Source organism: Burkholderia sp. AU31624 (assembly GCF_020420065.1).
Classification (GTDB): Bacteria; Pseudomonadota; Gammaproteobacteria; order Burkholderiales; family Burkholderiaceae; genus Burkholderia.
On record NZ_JAIZRT010000011.1, the window covers coordinates 21,593 to 47,062 of the forward strand.

Annotated in this window: 26 protein-coding genes and 2 tRNA genes; 19 read left to right on the top strand and 9 right to left on the bottom strand. The window is 66.7% G+C overall.

Annotated features, from left to right (window positions below):
* Positions 1-36 precede the first annotated feature (36 nt).
* The 3 genes from LGM89_RS32120 to LGM89_RS32130 all read left to right on the top strand — a co-directional run bounded on the left by LGM89_RS32120 (position 37) and on the right by LGM89_RS32130 (position 4,247).
* Positions 37-2,613: a fimbria/pilus outer membrane usher protein gene (locus LGM89_RS32120; protein WP_226275107.1), complete on the top strand. Its 2,577-nt coding sequence runs from the start codon at positions 37-39 to the stop codon at positions 2,611-2,613.
* Positions 2,610-3,578: a fimbrial protein gene (locus LGM89_RS32125; RefSeq protein ID WP_226207791.1), complete on the top strand. Its 969-nt coding sequence runs from the start codon at positions 2,610-2,612 to the stop codon at positions 3,576-3,578. Before LGM89_RS32120 ends, LGM89_RS32125 begins: the two co-directional genes overlap by 4 nt.
* A gap of 117 nt (positions 3,579-3,695) precedes the next feature.
* The gene (locus LGM89_RS32130) at positions 3,696-4,247 is read left to right on the top strand and encodes a cytochrome b (RefSeq protein WP_226275109.1); all 552 of its coding nucleotides are present in this window, start codon (positions 3,696-3,698) and stop codon (positions 4,245-4,247) included.
* 255 nt (positions 4,248-4,502) lie between these two features.
* On the opposite strand, the gene LGM89_RS32135 is transcribed toward LGM89_RS32130, so the two are convergent.
* Positions 4,503-4,589, bottom strand: a tRNA-Leu gene (locus tag LGM89_RS32135).
* Positions 4,590-4,838: 249 nt separating this feature from the next.
* Between LGM89_RS32135 and rnr the strand changes: the two genes are divergently transcribed.
* The 6 genes from rnr to LGM89_RS32165 all read left to right on the top strand — a co-directional run bounded on the left by rnr (position 4,839) and on the right by LGM89_RS32165 (position 12,039).
* Complete coding sequence (rnr, locus tag LGM89_RS32140) at positions 4,839-7,307, top strand: ribonuclease R (protein ID WP_226275111.1); 2,469 nt, start codon at positions 4,839-4,841, stop codon at positions 7,305-7,307.
* 148 nt (positions 7,308-7,455) lie between these two features.
* Positions 7,456-8,199 carry a 23S rRNA (guanosine(2251)-2'-O)-methyltransferase RlmB gene (gene rlmB / locus LGM89_RS32145; protein WP_059234599.1) on the top strand — a complete coding sequence of 248 codons (744 nt, stop codon included), beginning with the start codon at positions 7,456-7,458 and terminating at the stop codon, positions 8,197-8,199.
* Positions 8,200-8,296: 97 nt separating this feature from the next.
* Entirely contained in the window at positions 8,297-9,169 is an 873-nt protein-coding gene (locus LGM89_RS32150; RefSeq protein WP_089494760.1) for an N-acetylmuramoyl-L-alanine amidase, read from the top strand.
* A gap of 91 nt (positions 9,170-9,260) precedes the next feature.
* Positions 9,261-9,956, top strand: a complete 696-nt coding sequence (gene rpiA, locus LGM89_RS32155; protein ID WP_089494761.1) for a ribose-5-phosphate isomerase RpiA — start codon at positions 9,261-9,263, stop codon at positions 9,954-9,956.
* A gap of 279 nt (positions 9,957-10,235) precedes the next feature.
* Positions 10,236-10,952 (top strand): FadR/GntR family transcriptional regulator, encoded by a 717-nt coding sequence (locus LGM89_RS32160; protein WP_021161556.1) that lies wholly within the window; start codon positions 10,236-10,238, stop codon positions 10,950-10,952.
* Between the two features lie 100 nt (positions 10,953-11,052).
* Positions 11,053-12,039 (top strand): Gfo/Idh/MocA family protein, encoded by a 987-nt coding sequence (locus tag LGM89_RS32165; protein WP_226275113.1) that lies wholly within the window; start codon positions 11,053-11,055, stop codon positions 12,037-12,039.
* Between the two features lie 52 nt (positions 12,040-12,091).
* On the opposite strand, the gene LGM89_RS32170 is transcribed toward LGM89_RS32165, so the two are convergent.
* The 7 genes from LGM89_RS32170 to LGM89_RS32200 form a co-directional block, all read right to left on the bottom strand.
* Positions 12,092-12,784, bottom strand: coding sequence for an amino acid ABC transporter permease (locus LGM89_RS32170; protein ID WP_006484207.1), 693 nt, complete (start codon positions 12,782-12,784; stop codon positions 12,092-12,094).
* A gap of 122 nt (positions 12,785-12,906) precedes the next feature.
* Positions 12,907-13,701 (bottom strand): cystine ABC transporter substrate-binding protein, encoded by a 795-nt coding sequence (locus LGM89_RS32175; protein WP_039358847.1) that lies wholly within the window; start codon positions 13,699-13,701, stop codon positions 12,907-12,909.
* Between the two features lie 100 nt (positions 13,702-13,801).
* Positions 13,802-14,839 carry a quinone-dependent dihydroorotate dehydrogenase gene (locus tag LGM89_RS32180; protein WP_021161559.1) on the bottom strand — a complete coding sequence of 346 codons (1,038 nt, stop codon included), beginning with the start codon at positions 14,837-14,839 and terminating at the stop codon, positions 13,802-13,804.
* Between the two features lie 98 nt (positions 14,840-14,937).
* Positions 14,938-15,768: an arginyltransferase gene (locus tag LGM89_RS32185; RefSeq protein WP_089425267.1), complete on the bottom strand. Its 831-nt coding sequence runs from the start codon at positions 15,766-15,768 to the stop codon at positions 14,938-14,940.
* Between the two features lie 33 nt (positions 15,769-15,801).
* On the bottom strand, positions 15,802-16,566 hold the full coding sequence (aat, locus tag LGM89_RS32190) for a leucyl/phenylalanyl-tRNA--protein transferase (protein ID WP_226275114.1): 765 nt from the start codon (positions 16,564-16,566) through the stop codon (positions 15,802-15,804).
* Between the two features lie 11 nt (positions 16,567-16,577).
* On the bottom strand, positions 16,578-17,123 hold the full coding sequence (locus LGM89_RS32195; protein ID WP_089425269.1) for an NUDIX hydrolase: 546 nt from the start codon (positions 17,121-17,123) through the stop codon (positions 16,578-16,580).
* Positions 17,124-17,285: 162 nt separating this feature from the next.
* Positions 17,286-17,362, bottom strand: a tRNA-Met gene (locus LGM89_RS32200).
* A gap of 197 nt (positions 17,363-17,559) precedes the next feature.
* Between LGM89_RS32200 and LGM89_RS32205 the strand changes: the two genes are divergently transcribed.
* The 3 genes from LGM89_RS32205 to LGM89_RS32215 are packed head-to-tail and all read left to right on the top strand — an operon-like array spanning position 17,560 to position 19,585.
* Positions 17,560-18,057, top strand: a complete 498-nt coding sequence (locus tag LGM89_RS32205) for a heme-degrading domain-containing protein (protein WP_124584177.1) — start codon at positions 17,560-17,562, stop codon at positions 18,055-18,057.
* Between the two features lie 3 nt (positions 18,058-18,060).
* Positions 18,061-18,399, top strand: coding sequence for a DMT family transporter (locus LGM89_RS32210; RefSeq protein ID WP_039358831.1), 339 nt, complete (start codon positions 18,061-18,063; stop codon positions 18,397-18,399).
* Positions 18,400-18,430: 31 nt separating this feature from the next.
* Positions 18,431-19,585: an enoyl-CoA hydratase/isomerase family protein gene (locus LGM89_RS32215; RefSeq protein ID WP_089494767.1), complete on the top strand. Its 1,155-nt coding sequence runs from the start codon at positions 18,431-18,433 to the stop codon at positions 19,583-19,585.
* Positions 19,586-19,703: 118 nt separating this feature from the next.
* On the opposite strand, the gene LGM89_RS32220 is transcribed toward LGM89_RS32215, so the two are convergent.
* Complete coding sequence (locus LGM89_RS32220; RefSeq protein WP_006484223.1) at positions 19,704-20,132, bottom strand: hypothetical protein; 429 nt, start codon at positions 20,130-20,132, stop codon at positions 19,704-19,706.
* A gap of 341 nt (positions 20,133-20,473) precedes the next feature.
* Here LGM89_RS32220 and ssuD point away from each other — a divergent pair, with 341 nt between their 5' ends.
* The 7 genes from ssuD to dusA all read left to right on the top strand — a co-directional run bounded on the left by ssuD (position 20,474) and on the right by dusA (position 25,449).
* Positions 20,474-21,631: an FMNH2-dependent alkanesulfonate monooxygenase gene (gene ssuD, locus LGM89_RS32225; protein WP_226275115.1), complete on the top strand. Its 1,158-nt coding sequence runs from the start codon at positions 20,474-20,476 to the stop codon at positions 21,629-21,631.
* Positions 21,632-21,648: 17 nt separating this feature from the next.
* Positions 21,649-22,461 (top strand): aliphatic sulfonate ABC transporter permease SsuC, encoded by an 813-nt coding sequence (gene ssuC / locus LGM89_RS32230; RefSeq protein WP_089439997.1) that lies wholly within the window; start codon positions 21,649-21,651, stop codon positions 22,459-22,461.
* A complete protein-coding gene (locus LGM89_RS32235) occupies positions 22,458-23,417 on the top strand; it encodes an ATP-binding cassette domain-containing protein (RefSeq protein WP_089494769.1) in 960 nt (319 codons plus the stop codon). Before ssuC ends, LGM89_RS32235 begins: the two co-directional genes overlap by 4 nt.
* Before the next feature lie 57 nt (positions 23,418-23,474).
* Positions 23,475-23,690 carry a TOBE domain-containing protein gene (locus LGM89_RS32240; protein WP_006476104.1) on the top strand — a complete coding sequence of 72 codons (216 nt, stop codon included), beginning with the start codon at positions 23,475-23,477 and terminating at the stop codon, positions 23,688-23,690.
* Positions 23,691-23,832: 142 nt separating this feature from the next.
* Positions 23,833-24,030 carry a hypothetical protein gene (locus LGM89_RS32245; RefSeq protein WP_089494770.1) on the top strand — a complete coding sequence of 66 codons (198 nt, stop codon included), beginning with the start codon at positions 23,833-23,835 and terminating at the stop codon, positions 24,028-24,030.
* 56 nt (positions 24,031-24,086) lie between these two features.
* Entirely contained in the window at positions 24,087-24,332 is a 246-nt protein-coding gene (locus LGM89_RS32250; protein WP_089425275.1) for a hypothetical protein, read from the top strand.
* A gap of 130 nt (positions 24,333-24,462) precedes the next feature.
* The gene (gene dusA / locus LGM89_RS32255; protein ID WP_256989954.1) at positions 24,463-25,449 is read left to right on the top strand and encodes a tRNA dihydrouridine(20/20a) synthase DusA; all 987 of its coding nucleotides are present in this window, start codon (positions 24,463-24,465) and stop codon (positions 25,447-25,449) included.
* Positions 25,450-25,470 lie beyond the last annotated feature (21 nt).

A 25,470-nucleotide genomic window follows, 5' to 3' on the forward strand; every position in this document is an offset into this window, starting at 1 on the left:
GCGTGCGCTCATCCGGCGCGCGCCGTTCACCCATTCATGACACGATGCCTTGACCCGCTGCGCCGATGCGTGCTCGCGCTCGCTTCGACCTTCGCGTTCGGATTGCCGAGCGCGGGGGCGCACGCGCACGCGAACACGGCGTTCAATCCCGCGTTCCTCGCGTTCGGCAACCCGCAGGCGGATGTGGATCTCGACGTGTTCGCCGAAGCGAACGTGCTGCTGCCCGGCGTGCACCCGGTCGAGGTGTCGGTCAATGGCGAGGCGTCGGGCATGCACGACATCCGCTTCGAGCGTGATCCACGCGACGAACAAGGCAATGCGGTGCGGCCCTGCCTGGGCGCCGCGCAGCTCGACGGGTTCGGCGTGAACCTCGCGGCCTATCCGCGCGTCGCCGAGGTGGATGCCGCAGATGCGGCCGACGCTACGCTCGCGTGCGTCGATCCGCGCGATGCGATGCCGGACGCAACGGTCACGGTGGATCCGGATCGCCAGACGCTGGCGCTGACGGTCCCGCAGGCGAAGATGAAGCGCGTGCCGCGCGGCTCGGTCGATCCGTCGCGCTGGGACGAAGGCATCAATGCACTGCGCTTCGACTATCGCTTCAACGCCGCGCAGCGGCGTTACGACGGGCCGTCGGGCCACGCGACGGAAGCATACGGCAGCGTGCGCGCGGGCCTGAACCTCGGCGCGTGGCGCCTGCGCAGCAGCGCGATGGTGAACCACAACGCGTCGGGGCTGCAGACGCAATTCATGAATACCTATCTCGAGCGCGACCTTCCCGGCTGGCGCAGCCGCGTCACGTTCGGCGAGAACTTCACGTCCGACAACGTGTTCGACAGCGTGGCGTTCCGCGGCGTGCAGCTCGCGTCCGACGACACGATGCAACCGGACAGCCAGCGCGGCTACGCGCCGGTCGTGCGCGGCATCGCGCAAAGCCATGCGAAGGTCGAGATTCGCCAGAACGGCTATCTGATCTACAGCAGCTACGTGCCGCCGGGGCCGTTCGAGATCGACGACCTGTACGCGATCGCGGCGCATGCGGACCTCGAGGTGACGATCGTCGAGGCGGATGGCCAGAAGCGCAGCTTCATCCAGCCGTCGGCGAGCATTCCGACCCTGCTGCGCCAGAATGCGTGGTCGTATCGCGCGGCCGCGGGGCGCTTGCGTGCCGATTCCGCCCAATCGCAGTGGTTCACGTCGGCGAGCGCCGCTTACGGCTTGCCCGGTGAGACGACGATCTACGGCGGCGTGACGTTCGCGAACGGGTATGCGGCGCTGGCGGCCGGCGCCGCGCGCAACCTGGCGCGGATCGGTGCACTGTCGGTGGACGTAACGCACGCCCGTTATCGCGACCAGGCGGGGCAAGCGGGCGCGGGTAGCGCGGTGCGCGCGATGTACGCGAAGGCGTTCGCGTCGACCGGCACGGAACTGCGCGCCGCGCATCACCAGTACTCGGGCGGCTATCGCAGCCTGTCCGACGTCGTGGTGCGCTACGCGACGTCGGTCGACACGTGGGCGGGCCGCGCGGGCAAGCGCAACCGCAGTGAGCTGAGCGTGTCGCAGAGCCTGGGGCACGCGGGCTCGCTGTACGTCAGTGCGAGCCGGCGAGCCTACCGTGACGGTGCGGGCGAGGACCGGCTGCTCCAGCTCGGCTATTCGGGCAGCGTGTCGCGCGTGTCCTACAACGTGAGCCTGAGCGCCGAGCAGCGCGCGCGCGGCGAGCGGAGCCGGCAGGTATCGCTGAACCTGTCGATTCCGTTCGGCGGCGGGCGCACGACGACACCGCACGCGTACGGCAGCGCGACGCTGATCGCCGGTACCGCGGGCACCGAGCAGCGCGCGGGCGTGTTCGGCACGTTGTTCGACGACGATCGCCTGAGCTACGGCGTCGACGCCGATCGCACGGCACACGGCCTGGGCGGTGCGGTGAACCTGAACTACCGTGCGACGGCCGGCCAGTTCGGGGCCACCCACAACCAGACGCGCAGCGGCTCGCAGACCTCGGTCAGCGCGGCGGGCGGCATGATCGTGCACGGCGGCGGCGTCACGCTGTCGCAGCCGCTCGGCGAAACCGTCGCACTGGTGCGCAGCGAGGGTGCGGCCGACGTCGGCGTGATCGCGCATGCCGGCGTGCGTACCGACCGCGCGGGCTATGCGGTCGTGCCGAACGTCACGCCGTACCGGCAGAACCGCATCGCGTTGCGCACGGCGGAACTCGATCGTCAGCTCGAGATTCGCAACGCGATCGTGCACGTCGTGCCGACGCACGGTGCGGTCGTGCTGGCGCCGTTCGAGGTCGAGGCGGGCCGCCTGATGCTCGACATGACCGACGACGCGGGCCAGCCGGTGCCGTTCGGTGCCGCCGTGATGACGGCGGCCGGCAAGGAGGTCGGCATGGTCGGCCCGAACGGGCAGGGCTTCGTCACCGGCGTCGGCCGGGCCGGCGACCTGTTCGTGCGATGGGGCGCGCGCCCGGACGAGCGCTGCGCACTGTCGTACAACATGGGCGAGTCGACGCCGCACAGCAATTTCCCCGAACTCGAGGTCGTCTGCTCGCGCACGCATCCGGCGTTGCGGGCCGACGCTGCTTCACCTACTTCACCCCGTTCATGAAACTCACGATATCCCGATTTGCCACGTGCCTGCGCCGCTGGGCGGCGTTCGTCACGCTGACGCTCTGCACGGCGCCCGCGTTTGCCGCGTGCTTGAGCCTCCCCGAAGATTTCAATCCGATCGAGTTCGGTTCGATCGCGGCCGACGGCGTCGAGGTCGGCGGCGTCGTCCGGTCGGTCCGGTTCACGCTGACCCTCACCTGTGCGCCGAATGGCCAGGGCGAGCCGCTGGCGCGGACCTTGAACTACTCGAGCGAGTTCGGCCCCGCGCCGGGCATGAACCTGTGGGCAACCAATCTCCCGGGCCTTGCGCTGCGGATGGTGCGCGACGGCGAGGATCTCGGCAGCAAGACGGAAGGCGTGCTCGGGATGCATCCGGGGGACGGCTCGGCGCGCACGTTCGTGATCGACATGGAGCTCGTCAAGATCGGGCCGGTGACGCCCGGCTTCCTGCTGGGCCAGGCGTTTGTCGTCGAGGCGTCGCCCGTGAGCGGCGATCCGGGCCATTACGTGGTGCGCAAGCACATTACGAGCAGTTACGTGCGGGGCGTCGCCTGCACCGTCAATACGGCCTCGAAGCATCTCGTCGTGCCGCTCGGCGCCGTGCCCGCGTCGGCCTTCGACGGTCCGGGCTCGACCCAGGCGTCACGCGAATTCGCGATCGACCTGACCTGCAGCCCGTTCGGCGAGGCACGGCCGACCCCGCTGTCGATCCAGCTGCTCGGCGAGACGGTGCCGGGCACGACCGACGTGCTGAAGCTGCTCGGCGACGACGCCGCGCAGGGGGTCGGCATTCGCGTGCTGAAGAACGATGCGCCGGTCACGTTGAATACCTGGCACAGCCTTGGTGACGCGACGGTCGGGGCAACCACGTTGCCGTATACCGCGCAGTACTACCAGTACGGCGAGCGCGTGACGGCGGGGTCGGGCGACGGCGTGATGACGTTCCTGATCGAGATGCGCTGACGTCGCGCCGGGTATTTTGAAATCCTTGAGAATGGTTATCAACACGGGTTTCCGCCTCGATAATTTCATCCACATATCCATGGCAACCATGTCTTCGCAACCGATAAAGGATGAATCATGCAGGTGGCTTCCCAAACAGATTTGCATAACGAAACATTATCCAGCGGTCGATACGACCGCTTTTCCCGCGCGCTGCACTGGATTTTCGCGGCCGTGATCCTGTACACGATGGTGGCCGGAATTTCGCTGCACTTCATCACGCAGCCGGATCTCTGGCGTTTCGTGTCGACCCTGAACATGTCGCTTGCGAGCTGTCTGATCGTGCTGTTTCCGCTGCGCTACGTGTGGTCGTTCTTCCGCCGCACGCCGCCTGACGTCGCGTCGATTCCGCGTCAGCAGCAATCGATCGCGCACCTGGTGCACTCGCTGATTTACGCGCTGGTCGCCTTCGTGCTGTTCAGCGGGTTCGTGATGGTGCCGGACGGTTACTGGCTGTTTGGCGTGCTTTACGTGAAGACGCCGTATAGCGCGGGGCCGGTGACCGAGCACTGGTTCGAACTTCACAAGTTCGGCTGCTATACGCTGGCATTCGTGGTGGCGGTACACGCGGCGGCGGCACTCAAGCATCATTTCGTGTCGAAGAACGACGTGCTGAAGCGCATGCTCTGATGGCGACTTGGCGCGAGGCGGATTTCGGTCCGCCAAGCGCGCACCACTTTGGTGCTGATTCGCGACGATGCCGAGTGGCCTGCGATGAGCGCCCAAGGCTCGGAAACGAAGGGAAGGTGGCCGGCACGATGCCGGCTTTTTTGAATACAGAGGCGCCGAGGAGAGAACTCGGTCGCACATGCGCGACTCCGGCGCACGGTTCCCTGGGCTAGAAATGAAAAAGGCCGGCTTGAAGCCGACCTTTTTAAAAACAGATGGTGCCCAGGAGAGGACTCGAACCTCCACGATGTTGCCACCGCTAGGACCTGAACCTAGTGCGTCTACCAATTCCGCCACCTGGGCACGTTTTGCAGTAGCTGCTTGCTGCAAAGAAGCGAAATTATAGCGCCCCAATTATTCGTGTCAACACTTTTTTGCGATGCATCGCAAACCGGGCTCCGCCGCGCCTGCCGGCGGCATTCCGGTCTTTTGGTGACACAGGCGGGTGATAGAATGACCCGCCGCCGTCAATATAGAACTGTCTGACGGACACCTCTATGTTGATGCCGTGCACCATCAATCAACGCAACGAGAACAACCATCGACAAACCCTTGAGCAAATATCCGTACCCCATTCCGAGCCGTGAAGAAATTCTCGGCGTGCTGCGTACGAGCGACGCGCCGCTGGCCGCCAACGACATCGCGGAAGCACTGTCGATCAAGCGTCAGGAGCGCGAGGGGTTCTTCCGGCGTGTCGCCGCGATGGAACGCGACGGCCAGATCCGCCTCGACAAGCGCGGCCATTACCAGTTGACCCATCCGTCGAACTTCGTCGCCGGGCGCGTGCAGGGGCATCGCGACGGCTACGGGTTCGTGATCCGCGACGACGGCCAGGACGACCTGTTCTTGCCGAACGGCGAAATGCAGAAGGTGATGCACAACGATCGCGTGCTCGCGCGGATCGTCGGCTACGATCGCCGCGGCCGCCCGGAAGGGCATGTCGTCGAAGTCACCGAGCGCGCGAACAAGCGCGTGATCGGCCGCCTGCTCAACGAGAACGGCGCGCTGATCGTCGCACCGGAAGACAAGCGGATCGGCCACGACATCCTGATCACGCAGAACGTGAAGAAGGCGAAGGTCGGGCAGGTCGTCGTCGTCGAACTGACCGATTTCCCGAGCCGCCATTCGCAGCCGCTCGGCCGTGTCGTCGAGGTGCTCGGCGACATCGACGATCCGGGCATGGAAATCGAAATCGCGGTGCGCAAGTACGGCGTGCCGCATGAATTCAGCCAGCCGGCGCTCGACGAAGCCGCCGCGCTGCCCGACAAGGTGCGGCCGACCGACCTGCGTTTCCGCGTCGACCTGCGCGACGTGCCGCTCGTGACGATCGACGGCGAGGACGCTCGCGACTTCGACGACGCCGTCTACTGCGAGCCGGTCAAGGTCGGCCGCGGCGACGGCTACCGCCTGATCGTCGCGATCGCCGACGTGTCGCACTACGTACAGCCGGGCAGCGGGCTCGATGCCGACGCGCTCGAGCGCAGCACGTCGGTCTACTTCCCGCGCCGCGTGATTCCGATGCTCCCGGAGAAGCTGTCGAACGGCCTGTGCTCGCTGAATCCGCAGGTCGACCGCTGCGTGCTCGCGTGCGACATGGTGATCACCGCGCGCGGCGAGATCAAGGCGTACCAGTTCTATCCGGCCGTCATCCATTCGGCGGCGCGCCTGACGTACACCGAAGTCGCCGCCGTGCTGTCGAACACGAAGGGGCCGGAGGCTGCGCGCCGCGCGGATCTTCTGCCGCACCTGCAGGATCTGTACGGCGTCTACAAGTCGCTGTTCGCCGCGCGGCAGAAGCGTGGCGCGATCGACTTCGACACGACCGAGACCTACATCGTCTGCAACTCGCAGGGCAAGATCGAGCAGATCGTGCCGCGCCAGCGTAACGATGCGCACAAGCTGATCGAGGAATGCATGCTGGCCGCGAACGTCTGCGCCGCCGATTTCCTGAAGCGCAACAAGCATCCGGGCCTGTACCGCGTGCACGCGGGGCCGACGCCGGAGAAGCTCGAGAACCTGCGTGCATTCCTGCGCGGCATGGGCCTGTCGCTCGGCGGCGGCGACAAGCCGCATGCGAGCGACTACGCGGCGCTGATGGCGCAGATCCGCGACCGGCCCGATGCGCAGATGCTGCAGCCGATGCTGCTGCGCTCGATGCAGCAGGCCGTCTACAGCCCGGACAACATCGGTCACTTCGGCCTGGCCTACGAGGCGTACGCGCACTTCACGAGCCCGATCCGCCGTTATCCGGACTTGCTCACGCACCGCGCGATCTACGCGATCCTGTCGGGCAAGAAATACGTGCCGAAGGCGCCGGAAGGTTTCGAGCTGAACACCGCGCTGTCGCCGCGCGCTCGCGCGATGCAGCAGGCCGACGACGAATCGCGCGGCCGCTCGCGTTCGAACACGGCGATCTGGGAAGAACTCGGCCTGCACTGCTCGGCGAACGAGCGCCGCGCGGATGAAGCATCGCGCGACGTCGAGGCCTGGCTCAAGTGCTACTTCATGCGCGACAAGCTCGGCGAGGAGTACGGCGGGATGGTGAACGGCGTCACGTCGTTCGGCATCTTCGTGCAGCTCGACACGCTGTTCATCGAAGGGCTCGTGCACGTCACGGAACTCGGCTCGGACTACTTCCAGTACGACGAGATCAAGAACGAGCTGCGCGGCGAACGCACGGGCATCCGCTATCGCCTGTCGGATCGCGTGCGCGTGCAGGTGAGCCGCGTCGATCTCGATGCACGCAAGATCGACTTCCGCCTCGTGCGCGATACGCCGGTGAAGGCGCCGCGTCCGTCGCCCGCGCCGGCTTCCGCTGGCGGCGGTGTCGACCGCGGCAATGGCCCGCGCGTACGCACGCTGCCGCAGGTGGAGGATCACGTGCCGCGCCGCAAGAAGGCCGCGAGTGCGCCGAGCGTCGCGGTGAAGGAAGCGCGCGCCGCGCGCAAGAAGGGTAGCAGCGGTGGCGGTGCGGCGGCGAAGCCGACCGCGAAGAAGGCACGCGCCCGCAAGAAGTATTGAGCGTTCGGGGCGGCGCCAGCGCCCGCCCTGCAGTATCGAGAGACGCCGCGTGACCGGCCATCAGCCGGCCACGCGGCGCTTTCCTTTTCCATGGATCGCGGCTGCGCGCGTCGCGCGGCCGCACGTTTGATCGAAGGTTGTTCCAGTCATGTCACGTCTGAAGGTTCTTTACGGTTTTCATGCGGTGACCGCACGTTTGCGGCACGATGCATCGACGGTTGCGGAGGTGCTGTACGACCAGACGCGCCGCGACCGCCGCATGCAGGACTTCCTGCACACCGCGAAGGAAGCGGGCGTGCGGCTGATCGCGGCCGACGAAACGCGCCTGTGGGGCCTCGCGCATACCGAGCGCCATCAGGGTGTCGTCGCGCGTGTCGAGGACGTCCCGCTCGCGCAGAACCTGTCCGAGCTGCTCGACGGCATCCAGGGCCCGGCGCTGCTGCTGGTGCTCGACGGTGTCACCGATCCGCACAACCTCGGCGCGTGCCTGCGTGTCGCCGATTCGGCCGGCGCGCACGCGGTGATCGCGCCGCGCGACCGTGCGGTCGGCCTGAACGCCACCGCGGCCAAGGTGGCGAGCGGTGCGGCGGATACGGTGCCGTACATCACGGTGACGAACCTCGCCCGTGCGCTGCGCGAGCTGAAGGAGGCCGGCGTGTGGATCATCGGCACGTCGGACGAAGCGTCGGCGACGCTCTACGAAACGAAGCTCGACGGCCCCGTCGCGCTCGTGATGGGCGCGGAAGGCGAAGGCATGCGCCGGCTGACGCGCGACACCTGCGACGAAGTGATGAGCATTCCGATGGCTGGCAGCGTGGAAAGCCTGAACGTGTCGGTCGCAAGCGGCGTGTGCCTGTACGAAGCCGTGCGCCAGCGGCGCGTGAAGGGCTGACGCAGCCCGTCCCGCGCGCCCTGCGCGGGCCTCGAATGACCCGAACGACGCGTGCCGCGATCCGCTGCGGCACGCGGCTCTCCGGAGCTCGCGACCGATGACCCTGTTTCGCGCTGGCGCATCCTGCGCCGTGCTGTGCCTGCTGGCTGCCTGCACGTCGCCGTCGCTCGTCGAACGCGGTACCTACTACGCCGACACGAGCCTGCACGCGCGCGGCGCCGATGCGCGGATCCGCTTTCTGGTGATGCATTACACCGAAAGCGACGAGGCGAAATCGCTTCGCACGCTGACGGGCGATTCGGTCAGCGTGCATTACGTCATCCCGCCGCAGCCGCGCCTCGAGCGCGGGAGGCCGGTCGTCTATCAGCTCGTTCCGGAATCGGAGCGCGCCTGGCACGCGGGCGTCAGCGAGTGGCAGGGCACGACGGAGCTGAACGCGGTGTCGATCGGCATCGAGAACGTGAACCGCGGGCCGCTCGATCCGCAAAACCGCACCTGGCAGCCTTATCCGCCCGAACAGGTCGCGGCGCTGACCCGGCTGTCGAAGGACATCGTCGCGCGCTACGGGATTCCGCCGACGCGTGTGGTCGGGCACAGCGACATCGCGCCGCAACGCAAGATCGATCCGGGGCCGCTGTTTCCGTGGCACGTGCTGGCCGTGGCCGGCGTCGGTGCGTGGCCGGACGAGGCGACCATCACCGCGCGGCTCGGCGGTCGCGATCCGCATGCGCCGGTCGACGTGCGCGAACTGCAGCTCAAGCTCGCGCGCTACGGTTACGACGTGGCCACCGATGGCGTGCTCGACGCACGCACGCGCCGCGTGTTCGCGGCGTTCCAGATGCATTTCAGGCCGTCCGACTATGCAGGCAACCCGGACGCCGAAACCGACGCGATCGCGCAGGCGTTGCTCGACAAGTACTTTCCCGGCACGCAACCGGCGGACAACGCGCCCGCGGCGGGCGCGCCCTGAATCCGCCGCGCCCGGCACGCCGAAAAAGCCGGGCCGTCATCCGAGTCCGGTAAACTGGTGGTTTTCCGCAATCCCGCAGCATTACCACTCCATGACTCAAGACGAACTCAAACGCCTCGTCGGCCAGGCCGCCGCTGATTACGTGATCCAGAACGTGCCGGAAGGCGCCGTGATCGGCGTCGGCACCGGCTCGACCGCCAACTGCTTCATCGACGCGCTCGCCGTCGTCAAGGCGCGCTATCGCGGCGCCGTGTCGAGCTCCGTCGCCACGACCGAACGCCTGAAGTCGCACGGCATCAAGGTGTTCGACCTGAACGAGGTCGATTCGCTGCAGGTGTACGTCGACGGTGCCGACGAGATCGACGCGAGCGGCGCGATGATCAAGGGCGGCGGCGGCGCGCTGACACGCGAGAAGATCGTCGCATCGGTGGCCGATACGTTCGTTTGCATCGCGGACGCCAGCAAGCGCGTGCCGGTGCTCGGCGGGTTCCCGCTGCCGATCGAAGTCGTGCCGATGGCGCGCACGGCGATCGGCCGGCGCGTGACCGCGCTCGGCGGCGTGCCGGTGCTGCGCGTGACGAAGGACGGCGCGCCGTATATCACCGACAACGGCAACGAGATCATCGACGTGAAGGGGCTGCAGATCGCCGATCCGCGCGGTTTCGAAGCCCAGGTGAACGCATGGCCGGGCGTCGTGACGGTCGGCCTGTTCGCCGAGCGCGGTGCGAATCTGTGCTTGCTCGGCACGGAAAACGGCGTTGAAACGATCGTTTATTCGGCTAATTGAAAGATGTGACAAGCAGTCCGTAATGATGAGTCGCGTGTCGTAATGGACTGAATGTTTAAATCTTGTGGAAATCGGGGCCCGGTAGGCGCAATGCGCTTCCCGGGCCTTATTTTTAGCCGTATAAATCACCCGGTCAAAAAGAGGGATAACCCTGTCAGGTGTTTACCAGATAGCGAAATATCCTCGAACTCATCAACTTATAGATCATAAGAACAGTCGTAACCAGGGCCGGCGGAACTGCGGAGCAGGTGTTCGCAAATCGACGCACGGGGAGGTGTCATGGAGCAGGGCAAAGACCGGTCACTGGTCGCGAAAGTGATGGATGGGCTTGTCTCGGGTATCGTCGAGGACAAGTACGGCGGCATCTTGCCGCCGCAGGACGTGCTGTCGAAAGAGTTCGATGTGAGTCGCACCGTGATGCGGGAAGCGCTATCGATGTTGCTTGCACGCGACATGCTCGACGTGCGTCCGAAAGTCGGCACGCGCGTGCGGCCGATGCGCGACTGGCGGATGATCGACGAAGACGTGGTGAGCTGGCGATTCCGGGCGAAACCCGATCCGCAGTTCATGCGCGACGTCATCGAATTCCGGATGCTGATCGAACCGCGCGCGACCGCGCAGGCGGCGGTGCGCGCGACGGCTGCCGACATCGCGGGCATCCGCGAAGCGTTCGATGCGTTCAAGGTGCTGCAGCCGGGCGACCCCGGCTACGACACGGCGGACGAGTTGCTGCACACGCGAATCGTGCAGGCGAGCGGCAACCAGTTCTTCCAGCAGATGGCGGCGATCGTGCGCGGTGCGGTGCGTCTCGTGAATCCGCGTGTCGTGCAGAAGGAAGGTGCGCACGACGTCGTCGTGAAGGCGCATGCACGTGTGGTCGACGCGATCGAGCGGCGCGACCCGCGCGAAGCCGAAGCCGCTTCGCTCGCGCTGATCGATTTCAGCGCCGACGAGATCTCGCGCGATTTCTCCGTCGACGTGCCCATGCGCGCCTGACGCTGCGCGACTCGCTCATCCGTGTGCCGCGGGCCGTTTATCATGACGGCCGGCCGGCAGCGTGCCGGCCATCGTCATACGACCGACACGGAAGATCAGGATGAACGACAACGACCATCGCACGGTGCGCTTCGGCATCGTTGGCGCAGGCGGCATCGCGCGCCGTTTCGCGCAAAGCCTCGCGCACGTGCCGGGTGCCACGCTCGCCGGTGCCTGGGCCCGCCGCGCCGATGCCGCGGCAGACTTTTGCGATGCATACGGCGGTACGCCTGCCGCAAGCCTCGAAGCACTTCTCGCGAGCGATATCGACGCGGTCTACATCGCGACGCTCCATGACAGTCACGGGCAGTACACGCTGGCCGCGCTGGCTGCCGGCAAGGCCGTGCTGTGCGAAAAGCCCGCGACGCTGAACGCGGCGCAGCTCGACACCGTGCTGCGTGCGGCACGCGACGCCGGGCGGCTTTTCATGGAGGCGATGAAGCCGCCGTTCTTCCCGCTGTACCGTCAGTTACGTGCGCATCTGCATGACGATCCGATCGGCGAGATCCGGCTCGTGCGGGCAGGGTGCGCGTCGTCATCGGTGCCGGACGACCATGCCGTCTATCGTCTCGATCGCGCGGGCGGCGCACTGCTCGATATCGGGATCTACGAGGCGTTTCTCGCGGTCGACTGGCTCGGCGCCGCGCGCGACGTGCAGACGCTCGGCCGCGTCGGCGAGACGGGTGTCGATCTGTTCGCAAGCCTGAACAGCGTGCATGCGAACGGCGGGATCGCGCAGCTCTTTTGCGGGCTCGACGTGATGGGGCGCGGCGACGCGCTGATCGCCGCGGCCGGCGGCCACGTGACGATTCACGAGAAATGGTGGAACCCCGCGCGCGCGACGATTCGTTATGCGGACGGGCGCACCGTCGAACTCGACGCACCGGTCGACGGCGGCGGCCTGAACTACGAGACGGCGCACTTCTGCGACCTGCTGCGCGCGGGCCAGACCGAAAGCCCGATCATGACGCACGACCATTCGCGGCAGATGATCGCGATGACCGATGCCGCGCGTGCGGCGCTCGGCGTGCGTTATTCGGGCGAGTAAGCGGGAAGGCGGGAGCCGGGCGCGCGCGAGCGGCCCGGCGCGCGGCGTGCGCTCAGTGCCGCGACGGCAGCGACAGGCGCTTTTCGTACCAGCGCTGCACCCATTCGAGGATCTGGCACAGGATCCAATACACGGCCGCGGCGGCGAGATAAAGCGGCAGCGGCTGATAGGTTGCCGCGATTACTTCCTGCGCGCTGCGCAGCAGTTCGGTCACGGTGATCACGGACACGAGCGACGTGTCCTTGATCAGGCTGATCAGGCTGTTCGACAGGCTCGGCACCGCGATGCGCAGCGCCTGCGGGCCGATCACGTAGCGCAGCGTCTGCCCCCACGACAACCCGAGGCTGTACGCGGCGAGCCATTGGCCGCGCGCGATCCCGTTGATCGCGCCGCGCATGCTTTCCGACATGTAGGCCGCGACGTTCGCGGACAGCGCGATGACGCCGGCGGGCGTCGGGTCGAGCGAGATGCCGAGGCTCGGCAGCCCGTAATAGATGACGAAGATCTGCACGAGCAGCGGCGTGCCGCGCATCAGGCTCACGTATGCGCGTGCCAGCCACGCGAGCGCGTTGACCCAGATGCGTTCGAAACCGTCGAGCGCTTCGCTTTGCCGGATGCCCATCATCGCGAGCACGACGGCGCCAAGCAGGCCGAACACCATCGACAGCACGGCGAACTTGACGGTCAGAACGGCGCCTTGGGCGAGCACCGGCAGCGATTGGACGAGCAGGGACGTTGTCGACATGGAATACGAATCGAATGCGTGCGCGAAAGCGCAATCATAAACCGGACGCATAAAACAAAGGGCGGCATCGTGACGGATGCCGCCCTTTCCGGCCCGCCGTCAGGCGGGAAATGCAGGCGTGCTTACTTGATCGGCTTCGTCACGTCGATGCCGAACCACTTGTCCGAGATCTTCGTGAAGGTGCCGTCGGCCTCGAGTTGCGCCATCGCGTCGTCGATCGCCTTCTGGAACTTCGGGTTGCCCTTCTTGAACGGGATGCCCGACGGGTTCGCCGAACCGACGTTCGCGCCCGGGCGCAGCGGCAGTTGCGAGTTCTTCGTCAGGTACGCGAGCATCAGGCGGTCGTTGAGCGCCGCGTCGAGACGGCCGGCCGCGAGATCGCGCAGGTACTCGGGCGCGCCCGGGTACGTCTTCACGTCGATGCCCGGCACCGACTTCGCCATGTCCATGTAGTTCGTGCCGAGCGCGACGCCGAGCTTCTTGCCCTTCAGGTCTTCCAGCGACTTGAAGTCACGCGTGTCGTCCTTGCGCTGGATCAGCTGCGCGGACGAGTACGTGTACGCCGGCGAGAAGTCGAGCGTTTCCTTGCGCTTGTCGGTGATGCCGACCTGGTTGGCGATCACGTCGAACTTGCCGGCCTGCAGGCCCGCGATGATGCCGCTCCATTCGGTCGTCACGAATTCGGCCTTCACGCCGAGCTTCGCGGCCACGGCCTTCGCGATGTCGACGTCGAAGCCGACGAGTTCGCCTTGCGGGTTCTTCGAGTTGAACGGCGGGAACGTGCCTTCCAGGCCGACCCGCAGCGTGCCGCGTTGTTTCACCTGGTCGAGGAGGTCGGCCGCATGCGCGGTGGCAGCGGCGAACGACGTGCCGATCAGGCCGGCAACCAGCAGCTTCTTCAGCAGCGCAATCTTCATCGTGTGTTTCCTTGCCCTGTCCGGGTCATTGATTCTGATAACGGGGTCGATGATAGCAAAAATGCAATCGACTTTTAAATATCGTTTGTTTATGCCTATATTACGCGGTGCGTTCGCGGGCGACGGCCTTCACGCATTCCGCGACGAGCGCGGGACCGCGGTAGATGAACCCCGTATAGAGCTGCACCAGCGCCGCGCCGGCCGCGAGCTTCGCGCGGGCATCCTCGCCCGAGAAAATACCGCCGACGCCGATGATCGGCACTTCGCTGCCGACTTCGGCGTGCAGCTTGCGGATCACTTCGTTCGACGCGTCGAACACGGGGCGGCCCGACAGGCCGCCGGCTTCGTCCGCATGCGGCAGGCCCTGGACGGCCGCGCGCGACAGCGTCGTGTTGGTGGCGATGACCGCCTCGATCTTGTGGCGCAGCAGCGTGTCGCCGATTTCCTTGACCTGTTCGTCGTCGAGATCGGGCGCGATCTTCAGCGCGAGCGGCACGAGCTTGCCGTGCAGGTCGGCGAGGCGCTGCTGCTTGTCCTTCAACGCCGCGAGCAGCGCGTCGAGCTCGCCCGCACCCTGCAGCTGGCGCAGGTTCTTCGTGTTCGGCGACGAGATGTTGATCGTCACGTAGCTCGCGAACGGGTACACGCGCTCGAGGCAGTACAGGTAGTCCTCCGCGGCGCGCTCGATCGGCGTATCGGCGTTCTTGCCGATGTTCAGGCCGAGGATGCCGCGATAGCGGGCAGCCTGGACGTTCTTCACGAACTGGTCGACGCCGTGGTTGTTGAAGCCCATCCGGTTGATCAGTGCTTCGGCCTGCGGCAGGCGGAACATCCGCGGGCGCGGGTTGCCGGGCTGCGGGCGCGGCGTGACCGTCCCGACCTCGATGAAGCCGAAGCCGAGCGCCGCGAGGCCGTCGATGGCCGCGCCATCCTTGTCGAGGCCGGCCGCGAGGCCGACCGGGTTGCGGAACGTGAGCCCCATCACGGTGCGCGGCGCGTCGGGCACGCGGGCCGACAGCGCGCAGGCAAGGCCCGTGCGGCCGGCCGCGCCGAGCGCGCGTAGCGTGAGGTGGTGAGCGTCTTCCGCATCCATCTTGAACAGGGATGCGCGGGCCAGCGGATAAAGGGAACTGAACACGGGAATAGGGCGGACAGCCGGAATGAATGACAACCCGCTATTTTACCGGGAGTTGGGCGGCAGGGGCGCGCTTCGCTTCGTCACCCCCGCGGCGCGCGTCAGCCCGAGCCGGAATGCCCGCCCGGCAACGGCGCACGGGCCAGTGCCGCGTCGACGGGCGGCAGGTCGATCCGTTCCGGATCGAGTATCTTCCAGCGGCCGTCGATCAGCCCTTCGAGCGGGTGGAAGTTCGCCTTGTAGGCCATCTTCGGGCTCTCGCGGATCCAGTAGCCGAGGTACACGTAGGGCAGGCCGAGGCTCTTCGCCTGCTCGATCTGCCACAGGATGTTGTAGGTGCCGTAGCTCGTGTGCCGGTCGTCGGGCTCGAAGAACGTGTAGACGGACGACAGCCCGTCGCCGAGGATGTCGATCATGCTGACCATGCGCAGCTTCCCGGGCTCGCCGCCCGGGGCGTCGAGGTCGCGGAATTCGACGAGGCGCGAGTTGATCCGGCTCTGCAGCAGGAATTGCTCGTACTGGTCACGGCTGTCGCGATCCATGCCGCCGCCCGCGTGGCGCGCGGACTGGTAGCGCATGTAGAGCGCGTAGTGCTCTTCGTCGTAGTGCAGCGGCGAAACCGTCGCGACGAGCGTGCGATGCCGCTTCCACATCCGGCGCTGCGTACGCGACGGCGCGAACGCGGCGACGGGGACGCGCACCGGCACGCAGGCACGGCAGCCGTCGCAGTACGGACGATACGTGAAGACGCCCGAGCGCCGGAAGCCTGCCTTCACGAGCTCGGTGTAGATGTCGGAGTTGATCAGGTGGCTCGGCGTCGCGACTTGCGAGCGCGCGACGCGGCCGTCCAGATAGCTGCACGGATAGGGCGCCGTTGCATAGAATTGCAGCGCCGAAAGCGGTGAAAGCGGCAGCTCAGTCGGGTGAGTCATGGGCAGCTCTCGTTGCAGGGAGGGAGTGCCGCGCTAGCGCTCGATTCCGGAGGGGGCCGCCGTTTCGGTGCGGCCCGTCAGCGCGGCGAGCACGCGCTTGTCGAACTGCCACGGAATCGGCGGTTCGGCTACCGCGCTGCGCACGTGAGCGACAAAGGCCTTGCGTGCGATCTCGCGGCCGCCGAGCGACGCTAGATGCGACGTATTCTGCTGGCAGTCTATCATTTCCAGCCCCTGCTCGCGAAGGTGCGCGACGAGCGTGGCCAGCGCGATTTTCGACGCATCGGTCGCGTCCGCGTACATCGACTCGCCGAAAAACATCCGCCCGAACGACACGCCGTACAGGCCGCCGACGCGCCGCCCGTCGTGCCACGTCTCGATGCTGTGCGCGTTGCCGGAGCGGTAGAGCGACGTGTAAGCGTCGATGATCTCGGCCGTGATCCACGTGCCGCGCTGCCCGCGGCGCGGCGCCTGCGCGCACGCGCGCATCACGCCCGGGAAATCGTGGTCGACGCGCACTTCCCAGTCGGGCTCGCGCAGCACGCGCTTCAGCGTCTTGCGCAGCGAAGGCGACACCTTGAATTCGGCCGGCACGAGGATCATGCGCGGATCGGGGCTCCACCACAGCACGGGCTGGCCGTCCGAATACCACGGGAAGATGCCGCGCAGGTACGCGTCGATGAGGCGCGAGGGCAGCAGGTCGGCGCTCGCGGCGAGCAGGCCGGGCGCGCCGGTCGCGGGACCGAGCGCGCGTTCGATGGGCGGAAACGGATCGTCCGGGCCGAGCCAGGGGACCATGGGGCGGGGGCTCAGCCGTTGCGCAGCGAGCGGAAGATATCGCCGGTGTGCACGCCGTAGTCGCCCGCGGCGCGATCGGCGAAGAAGAACCGCAGGGTCTGGCTGACGGTCGGGAACGCGATTTCGTCCCACGGGATATCGGCTTCGTCGAACAGCTTCACTTCGAGGCTTTCCTCGCCGGCCTCGAACGCCGGATCGGTGAGCCGCGCGAGGTAGAACAGGTGGACCTGGTGCACGTGAGGCACGTTGAGCAGCGTGAACAGGTTCTGCACCTCGACGCGCGCGCCGGCTTCCTCGAGCGTTTCGCGCGCGGCGGCTTCGGCCGTCGTCTCGCCCATTTCCATGAAGCCCGCGGGCAGCGTCCAGAACCCGTAGCGCGGTTCGATCGCGCGGCGGCACAGCAGGATCTGATCGCCCCAGACCGGAACCGTGCCGACGACGTTGCGCGGATTCTGGTAGTGGATCGTGCCGCAGTGATCGCAGATGAAGCGCTCGCGGTTGTCGCCCGGAGGAATGCGCGCGATGACTTCGTGACCGCAGACGGAGCAGAATTTCATGTCGAGTGGAAGGGACGAGGTGATGCGAGTGTATCACCGGGGCGCGGCATTCTTGAACGCCTGCGCGTGCAGGCCGCGTGTCGCGCGAAGCGGGACGAGGCGTGCGGCGGAAAAACAAAAAGCCCGGCGCGGAGCCGGGCTTTTTGCGTAATTCTGGACGGTTGGTTGCGGGGGTAGGATTTGAACCTACGACCTTCGGGTTATGAGCCCGACGAGCTGCCAGACTGCTCCACCCCGCGTCCGTCGAAGAAATGAATTATAAGGAGTAACCCGAATGCGTGCAAGCGTTTTCTGACAATTTCTTGTCGCTGCTTGTGGGGCCGGTACGGCGGGTGCGTGCGCTAGAATCGAGCGGTTTGTTTCGTTTCTTCGGCAGCGGGGCCGCGCGCGATCGCTTCGGCGCTGTTGCGACTCTCATTACTGTATCGACGGATTCATGGATATCGCTCACGATCTGCAATCGATCGGCGCGCAGGAACAGGCGCTCGTATTTCCCCAATTCGACGCGGCCCGCGCATGGGCGCTCGGCAACCGGATGCACGCGCTCGCGACGTCGCGTGGCCATGCGATCGCGATCGACATCGTCACGTTCGGCCAGCCGCTGTTTTACGCGGCGCTCGCTGGCGCCACGCCCGACAATGCCGACTGGGTACGCCGCAAGCGCAACGTCGTCGCCCATTTCCGCCGCAGCTCGTACGCGATCGGCCTGCGCATGCAGCAGGCCGGTGCGACGCTCGCCGACAAGCACGGGCTGCCGATCGCCGAATATTCGCCGCACGGCGGCTCGTTCCCGCTGACCGTCGCCGGTGCCGGCGTGATCGGCTCGATCACCGCGTCGGGGCTGCCGCAGCGCGCGGACCACGAATTCGTCGTCGAGGCGCTGTGTGCCGAGCTCGGCCACGACTACGCCGTGCTGGCCCTCGCGAGGAGCTGAGCGATGCAGCTTCCCGGTTACGCATGGCTCGCGATCGCGATCGTCGCGGAAGTGATCGGCACGTCGGCGTTGCGCGCGGCGGACGGCTTCACGCGCCTCTGGCCGTCTTTGCTGGTCGTGGCCGGTTATGGCATCGCGTTCTACTGCCTGTCGATCACGTTGCGCACGATGCCCGTCGGCATCATCTATGCCGTCTGGTCGGGCGCGGGCATCGTGCTGATCACGCTCGTTGCGATGCTGCTCTATCGCCAAGTGCCGGACTTGCCGGCCGTGATCGGCCTCGGCCTGATCATCGCCGGCGTCGTGGTGCTGAACCTGTTCTCGAAGATGCAGGCGCACTGAGCGTGCGACTGCCATTTGCCGGATGACTCTCATGACCGATTCCTCTCCCGCTGCCGTTTCCGCCGAATCCACTCAGCCCGACGTGCGCGCGACTGTCGCGAACCGCATCGGCTTTCTCGAACTGAACCGGCCGAAGGCGCTGAACGCGCTGTCGGTCGGCATGATCCGGCTGATGCAGCAGGCGCTCGACGCGTGGCGCGACGATCCGGAGGTCGTCGCCGTCGTCGTGTACAGCCCGCATCCGCGTGCGTTCTGCGCGGGCGGTGACGTGCGCTTCTTCCACGATGCGTGGCAGCGAGGCGACCGCGATGCGGTCGACACGTTCTTCACCGAGGAGTACACGCTCAACCACACGATCTTCACCTATCCGAAGCCTTATATCGCGCTGATGCACGGCGTCGTGATGGGCGGCGGCATGGGGATTTCGCAGGCGGCGCGGCATACGGGCGGCTTGCGGGTCGTGACCGACTCGACGAAGATGGCGATGCCGGAAACCCGTATCGGCCTGTTCCCGGACGTCGGGATGAGCTGGTTCCTCGCGCGCACGCCCGGCGCGCTCGGCCGCTATCTCGCCGTGACCGGCGCGACGCTCGACGCGGCCGGCGCGCTGTACGCGCAGCTCGCCGACGTTTATCTGCCCGATGCCGCAGTGCCGGCGCTGCTCGATACGCTGCGCAGCGCGCGCATCGACAGCGGCGCGCAGGCAGTCGCGTGCGTGGCCGACGCGGCGGCCGCACACAAGGTCGTGCCGACGCCCGACACGTCGGCGCTGGCCGACGCGCGTGCCGGGATCGACCGGCATTTCGCGCAGCCGGACATCGGCGCGATCCTCGCGTCGCTCGACGCCGAGCCGGATTGCGCGGCCGTCGACGGATGGGCCGAGAAGGCGACTCACGCGATGCGCGAACAGTTGTCGCCGCTGTCGATGGCCGTCTCGCTGGAAGTCGTCGAACGTGCACGTGGCGCAACGATGGCCGATTGCCTGCGGCGCGATCTCGATCTCACGCGCTCGACGTTCGCGCGCGGCGACGTGATCGAAGGCGTGCGTGCACTGATCGTCGACAAGGACCACCAGCCGGCCTGGCGTTTCAAGTCGTCCGCCGATATCGACCGCACGGACGTGCTCGCGATGTTCGACAGCCCGTGGACGCCGGACACGCATCCGCTGCGGAAGCTGCAGGACTGACGTCGGTCGGACTGGCCGAAGCGCGCGCTGGAAACGACAAGGCCGCCTGCACGTGCAGGCGGCCTTTTGCATGGGTGTCGACCGGTGGGTGGCGAAGGGCGCAGCGCTTGCCGCCGCGTTATTCGTCGCCTGCGTCGTCCGACATGAACGCGCGCATGAACACGAGGGCGCCGAAGCCCCATACCGCATTCGCCGCGAAGCCGGCCGCGAGCACGGGCATCATGTTGCCCGACGGCCAGATGCCGCGCAGCGGATCGATCGCGAACACGCGGGCGGCCGTCAGCACGATGCCGCCGAACACCAGCGCGCCGATCCACGAGGCCTCGCGCTCCGGCGAGACGCGCAGCAGCCACGCCATCGGGATCGCGCAGCACGCGCTGATCAGCGCATTCGCGACAAATTCAGGAATGCCGAGCGGCGCGAACGGCTGCGTGGAGAAGCCGGTTGCGGCGATCAGGTCGGCCGTATGAAGGAGGGCGAGCGTGGCTTCGCGGAAGAACAGGGCGGCCAGGAAGCCGGACAGGAATGGCAGGATGACTTTCTGCATCGATGAGTGCACCGCAGGCGCGCACGGCCGGGGCCGTCCGCGCGGAGTTATTCGGATAGGTGCGCCATTATAGGGCCCGCCCGCCGCGATATTCGCTCCAGCGTCGTGCTAATCACGAAAGCGGAAAACCTAAGCTCAAAAAAATCGTTCCAAAGCCCTGCACCGATCCCTAGACTGATTTCCCAGAAACAGCCGTGCAATCGCGTCCTCGCCCGCTGCACGGCCTGACCGGCGAGCCATCCCGATTCGAACGCACACCATGCATGCGCCGCGCATCCGCGACGCGAGCAGGGCGGTGTCTTTTTCAAATTCCGGCAAGGACAGTCAAGCAGGAGCAGCAGATGAATGTGTTCTGGTTTATCCCCACGCACGGCGACAGCCGCTACCTCGGTACGGCCGAAGGTGCGCGCGCCGCGGATTACGATTACTTCAAGCAGGTCGCGGTAGCGGCCGATACGCTCGGCTACGAGGGCGTGCTGCTGCCGACCGGCCGTTCCTGCGAGGATGCGTGGGTCGTTGCGTCGAGCCTCATCCCGGCGACGCAGCGCCTGAAATTCCTGGTCGCGATCCGTCCCGGCATCGCATCGCCGGGGCTGTCGGCGCGGATGGCCGCGACGTTCGACCGCCTGTCGGGCGGCCGCCTGCTGATCAACGTCGTGACGGGCGGCGATGCCGCCGAGCTCGAAGGCGACGGCCTGTTCGCGGATCACGACACGCGCTACGAAATCACCGACGACTTCCTGAACATCTGGCGCGGGCTGCTGTCCGCGTCGCACGACAACGGCGGGTTCGACTACATCGGCAAGCATCTGCAGTCGAAGGGCGGCAAGGCACTGTATCCGCCCGTGCAGCGTCCGCATCCGCCGCTGTGGTTCGGCGGCTCGTCGCCGGCTGCGCACGAGATCGCGGCCGATCACATCGACACCTACCTGACCTGGGGCGAGCCGCCCGAGGCCGTCGCGAAGAAGATCGCCGATATTCGCGCCCGCGCCGAGGCGCGCGGCCGCAAGATCAAGTTCGGCATTCGTCTGCACGTGATCGTGCGCGAGACCGAGGACGAAGCATGGCGCGACGCCGAGCGCCTGATCAGCCGCCTCGACGACGAAACCATCGCACGCGCGCAGAAGGCGTTCGCGAACATGGATTCGGAAGGCCAGCGCCGGATGGCCGCGCTGCACGGCGGCAAGCGCGGCGGCCGCGAGGCGCTCGAGGTGTACCCGAACCTGTGGGCCGGCGTCGGCCTCGTGCGCGGCGGCGCGGGCACCGCACTCGTCGGCAACCCGGAGCAGGTCGCCGAGCGCATGCGCGAATACGCGGATCTCGGCATCGAGACCTTCATCCTGTCCGGCTATCCGCACCTGGAGGAGTCGTACCGTTTCGCGGAACTCGTATTCCCGCTGATCAAGAGCAACGGCGCGGCGAAAGCGACCGGCCCGCTGTCGGGCCCGTTCGGCGAGATCGTCGGCAACAGCTATCTGCCGAAAGCGGCCCAGAGCTGAGCGACAGGAGGCCTGCGATGACAACGAAAACGTCGACGACGGCCGCGGCCGTGGCCGCCCGCGCGTGGCGCGGCGTCGCGCCGTGGCTCGTGCCGCTCGCGCTGCTGGCGGCATGGGAAGTGGGCGCGCGCATCGGCTGGCTGTCGACCCGCGTGCTGCCCGAACCCGTGGCGGTCGTGCGAGCGGCCTGGTCGCTCGTGACGTCGGGTGAAATGTGGGCGAACGTGAAGGTCAGCACGTGGCGCGCGCTGTTCGGTTTCGCGATCGGCGGCGGCGTCGGCCTCGCGCTGGGGCTCGCGACCGGCTTGTCGAAGGCGGCCGAGGTCGCGCTCGATTCGACGATCCAGATGATCCGCAACATCCCGGCGCTCGCGATGATTCCGCTCGTGATCCTGTGGTTCGGCATCGACGAGAAGGCGAAGCTGTTCCTCGTTGCGCTCGGGGTGTTCTTCCCGGTCTACATCAACACGTATCACGGGATCCGCTCGGTCGACGCAAACCTGATCGAGATGGCGAAGAGCTACGGCGTACGCGGCTTTGCGCTGTACCGCGACGTGATCCTGCCTGGTGCGTTGCCGTCGATTCTCGTCGGCGTGCGCTTTGCGCTCGGGCTGATGTGGGTGATGCTGATCGTCGCGGAAACGATCTCCGCGCAGTCGGGCATCGGCTACATGACGATGAACGCGCGTGAATTCCTGCAAACCGACGTGGTGGTGGTCGGCATCCTGCTGTACGCGGTGCTCGGCAAGCTGGCCGACGTGCTGGCGAAATGGCTCGAGCGCGTGACGCTGCGCTGGCACCCCGCTTATCAATCAGGAGCAAAGGCATGAATGCGACGACTTCGGCGGCCGCCTACGGCCCGCTTGCCGGCGCAGACCTTGAGGCCGAACTGGTGCAGGCGCGTGTCGCGGACGGCGACGCGCGGGACGCAGCGGTTCTCGAACGTGATGCCGGCGCATCCGTCGTTCCGCTCGCGCGGCGACGGCCGGGAAGCCCGGCACCGGACGATGCGGTGACGCTGTCGGGCGTCAGCAAGCGCTTCGGGGCGCGCACGGTGCTCGACAACGTCGAGCTCGGCATCGCGCGCGGCAGCTTCGTCGCAATCGTCGGCCGCAGCGGCTGCGGGAAATCGACGCTGCTGCGTCTCGTCGCGGGACTGGAGCAGCCGAGCAGCGGCACGCTCGAAACGCGCGGCGAGGGCGGCGGCGAACTCGATACGCGGATCATGTACCAGGATGCGCGCCTGCTGCCGTGGAAGACCGTGCTGCAGAACGTGATGCTGGGCCTCGGACGCGGCGCGCGCGACCAGGCACGCGCGGTGCTCGATGAAGTCGGCCTGCTGGAACGCGCGAACGACTGGCCCGCGCAACTGTCGGGCGGCCAGCGGCAGCGTGTCGCGTTGGCCCGTGCGCTCGTGCACCGGCCCCAACTGCTGTTGCTCGACGAGCCGCTCGGCGCGCTCGACGCGCTGACCCGTATCGAGATGCATGCGCTGATCGAGCGGTTGTGGCGCGAGCATCGATTTACCGCGCTCCTCGTTACGCACGACGTGCAGGAGGCCGTCGCGCTCGGCGACCGCATCCTGCTCATCGAGCAGGGGCGGGTGGCGCTGGATCAGCCGGTGCCGCTCGACCGGCCGCGCGCCCGCGCGTCGGCTGCGTTTGCGGCGCTCGAGGATCGCGTGCTGAAACGCGTGCTCGCTGGCGGGCCCGGTGCGGCCGACCACGACGCACCGCATGAGGCAGACAACGTTCGACCGGTCGGGCAGATCCGCTGGGCCGTTTAATTCCGGGCGGCAGCGGCCGCCCGTTCTGAGATCTTTTTCTTCGGAGCGATCAACCTGATGAGCATCACTGCAATCAACGTACGTAACCAGTTCAAGGGCAAGGTCAAGGAGATCATTCGCGGATCGGTGGTCTCCGAGGTCGACGTCGAGACGCCGTTCGGCATCGTCACGTCGGTGATCACGACCCGTTCGGTTGACGAACTCGAACTGAAGGTGGGCGCGGAAGTCGTCGCGCTCGTGAAATCGACCGAAGTATCGATCGCGCGCCTCTGAGCCCGCGTGTGCTGCACCGCCGCGGCGCCGCGGGCAACCTGCCCGTGGGCGCCGTCCGGCATTGGCGCAGCGCGTTTGCCTTGGTATTCGACGTCCGGACGAAGTGCTAGGATGGAGCGACACCGATGCCGGAGGCCAACGCATGACCCCCATCCTTTCCCCCGAAGCCATCGAGGCGCTGAAATGGATCGACCAGTTCGGTGAAAGCCGACCGGTTCCCGCTGCGTTCGACGACGTCGTCTACGCGTTGCTGAACGAGGGGCTGATCTACCAGGCGGCGGCCGACCGGGTCGACCTGACGGCCGAGGGCAAATCCTTTTTATCCGACGAATACGATTGAGCGCACGGCGCCGGGCCGCCCGGGCGGCTTGGCGCTGCGTCGCCACGGAGCGTGCGATGGAACCGAGAGGCAGCGACCTCGGCGATTTCAGCGAGCCGTACCGCGGCTTCGAGATCGAGGTGAAGACCGAGCAGGTCTGGGACGGCGAGCATGCGCATTACCGCGTGCTGCAGGGCGACGCGGTGCGGATCGACTGGCGGCTCGTCAAGGTCGACGGGATGCTGCTGACCGAACGGCGCGTGATCGAGCGCGTGCTCGACGAGGCCCGGCGGGCGGTCGATGCTGAGCTGGGCGAGGGGTAGCACGCGTGCCGGGCAGGCACAGCCCGTGTTGCGGTAAAATACCGGGTTGTTTCCGCGCCGCCTGGCCTGTTGCCCGAAATCCATGTCCGTACCGTCTTCACTTCCTCCCCGCCGCGTATCCGTCGCGCCCATGCTCGACTGGACCGACCGGCATTGCCGCTCGTTCCACCGTACGCTGACGCGCGACACGTGGCTGTATACGGAGATGATCACGACGGGCGCGCTGCTGTTCGGCGATGCCCAGCGGCATCTCGCGTTCACGCCGAACGAAGCGCCGGTCGCGCTGCAGCTGGGCGGCAGCGAGCGCGACGATCTCGCGCGCGCGGCGAAGCTCGGCGAGCAGTGGGGCTACGACGAAATCAACCTGAATTGCGGATGCCCGTCCGAGCGCGTGCAGCGCGGCGCGTTCGGCGCGTGCCTGATGAACGAGCCGCAACTCGTTGCCGACTGCGTGAAGGCGATGCGCGATGCGGTGTCGGTGCCGGTCACGGTCAAGCACCGGATCGGGGTCGATGCGGTCGAGGACTACGCGTTCGTGCGCGACTTCGTCGGTACGGTGGCCGAGGCTGGCTGCGAAACGTTCGTCGTGCATGCGCGCAATGCGATCCTGAAGGGGCTGTCGCCGAAGGAGAATCGTGAGATCCCGCCGCTCAAGTACGACTATGCGTATCAGCTGAAGCGCGATTTTCCGTCGCTCGAGATCGTCATCAACGGCGGTATCACGACCCTCGACGAGGTTGCGCAGCATCTCGAGCATGTCGATGGCGTGATGCTTGGCCGTGAGGCGTATCACAACCCGTACGTACTCGCCGAGGTGGATACGCGCTTCTACGGGTCGACCGCCGCGGTGCCGACGCGCGAAGAGGCCGAGGCGAAGCTGATCGAATACTGCGCGGCCGAACTGAAGCGCGGGACCTACCTCGGCGCGATCGTGCGGCACGCGCTCGGACTGTATCGCGGCATGCCCGGTGCACGCGGCTGGCGTCGTGTGCTGTCCGACAACAAGAAGCTCGCCCGAGCTGATCTGGCCGTGTTCGACGAGGCGCGCGCGCATCTGAACGAGGCCGAAGAAATTTTTGAAAAAAAAGCTTTGCAAGATTCAAAAGTGTTCGTATAATCTTGTTCTTCGCTGCTGAAA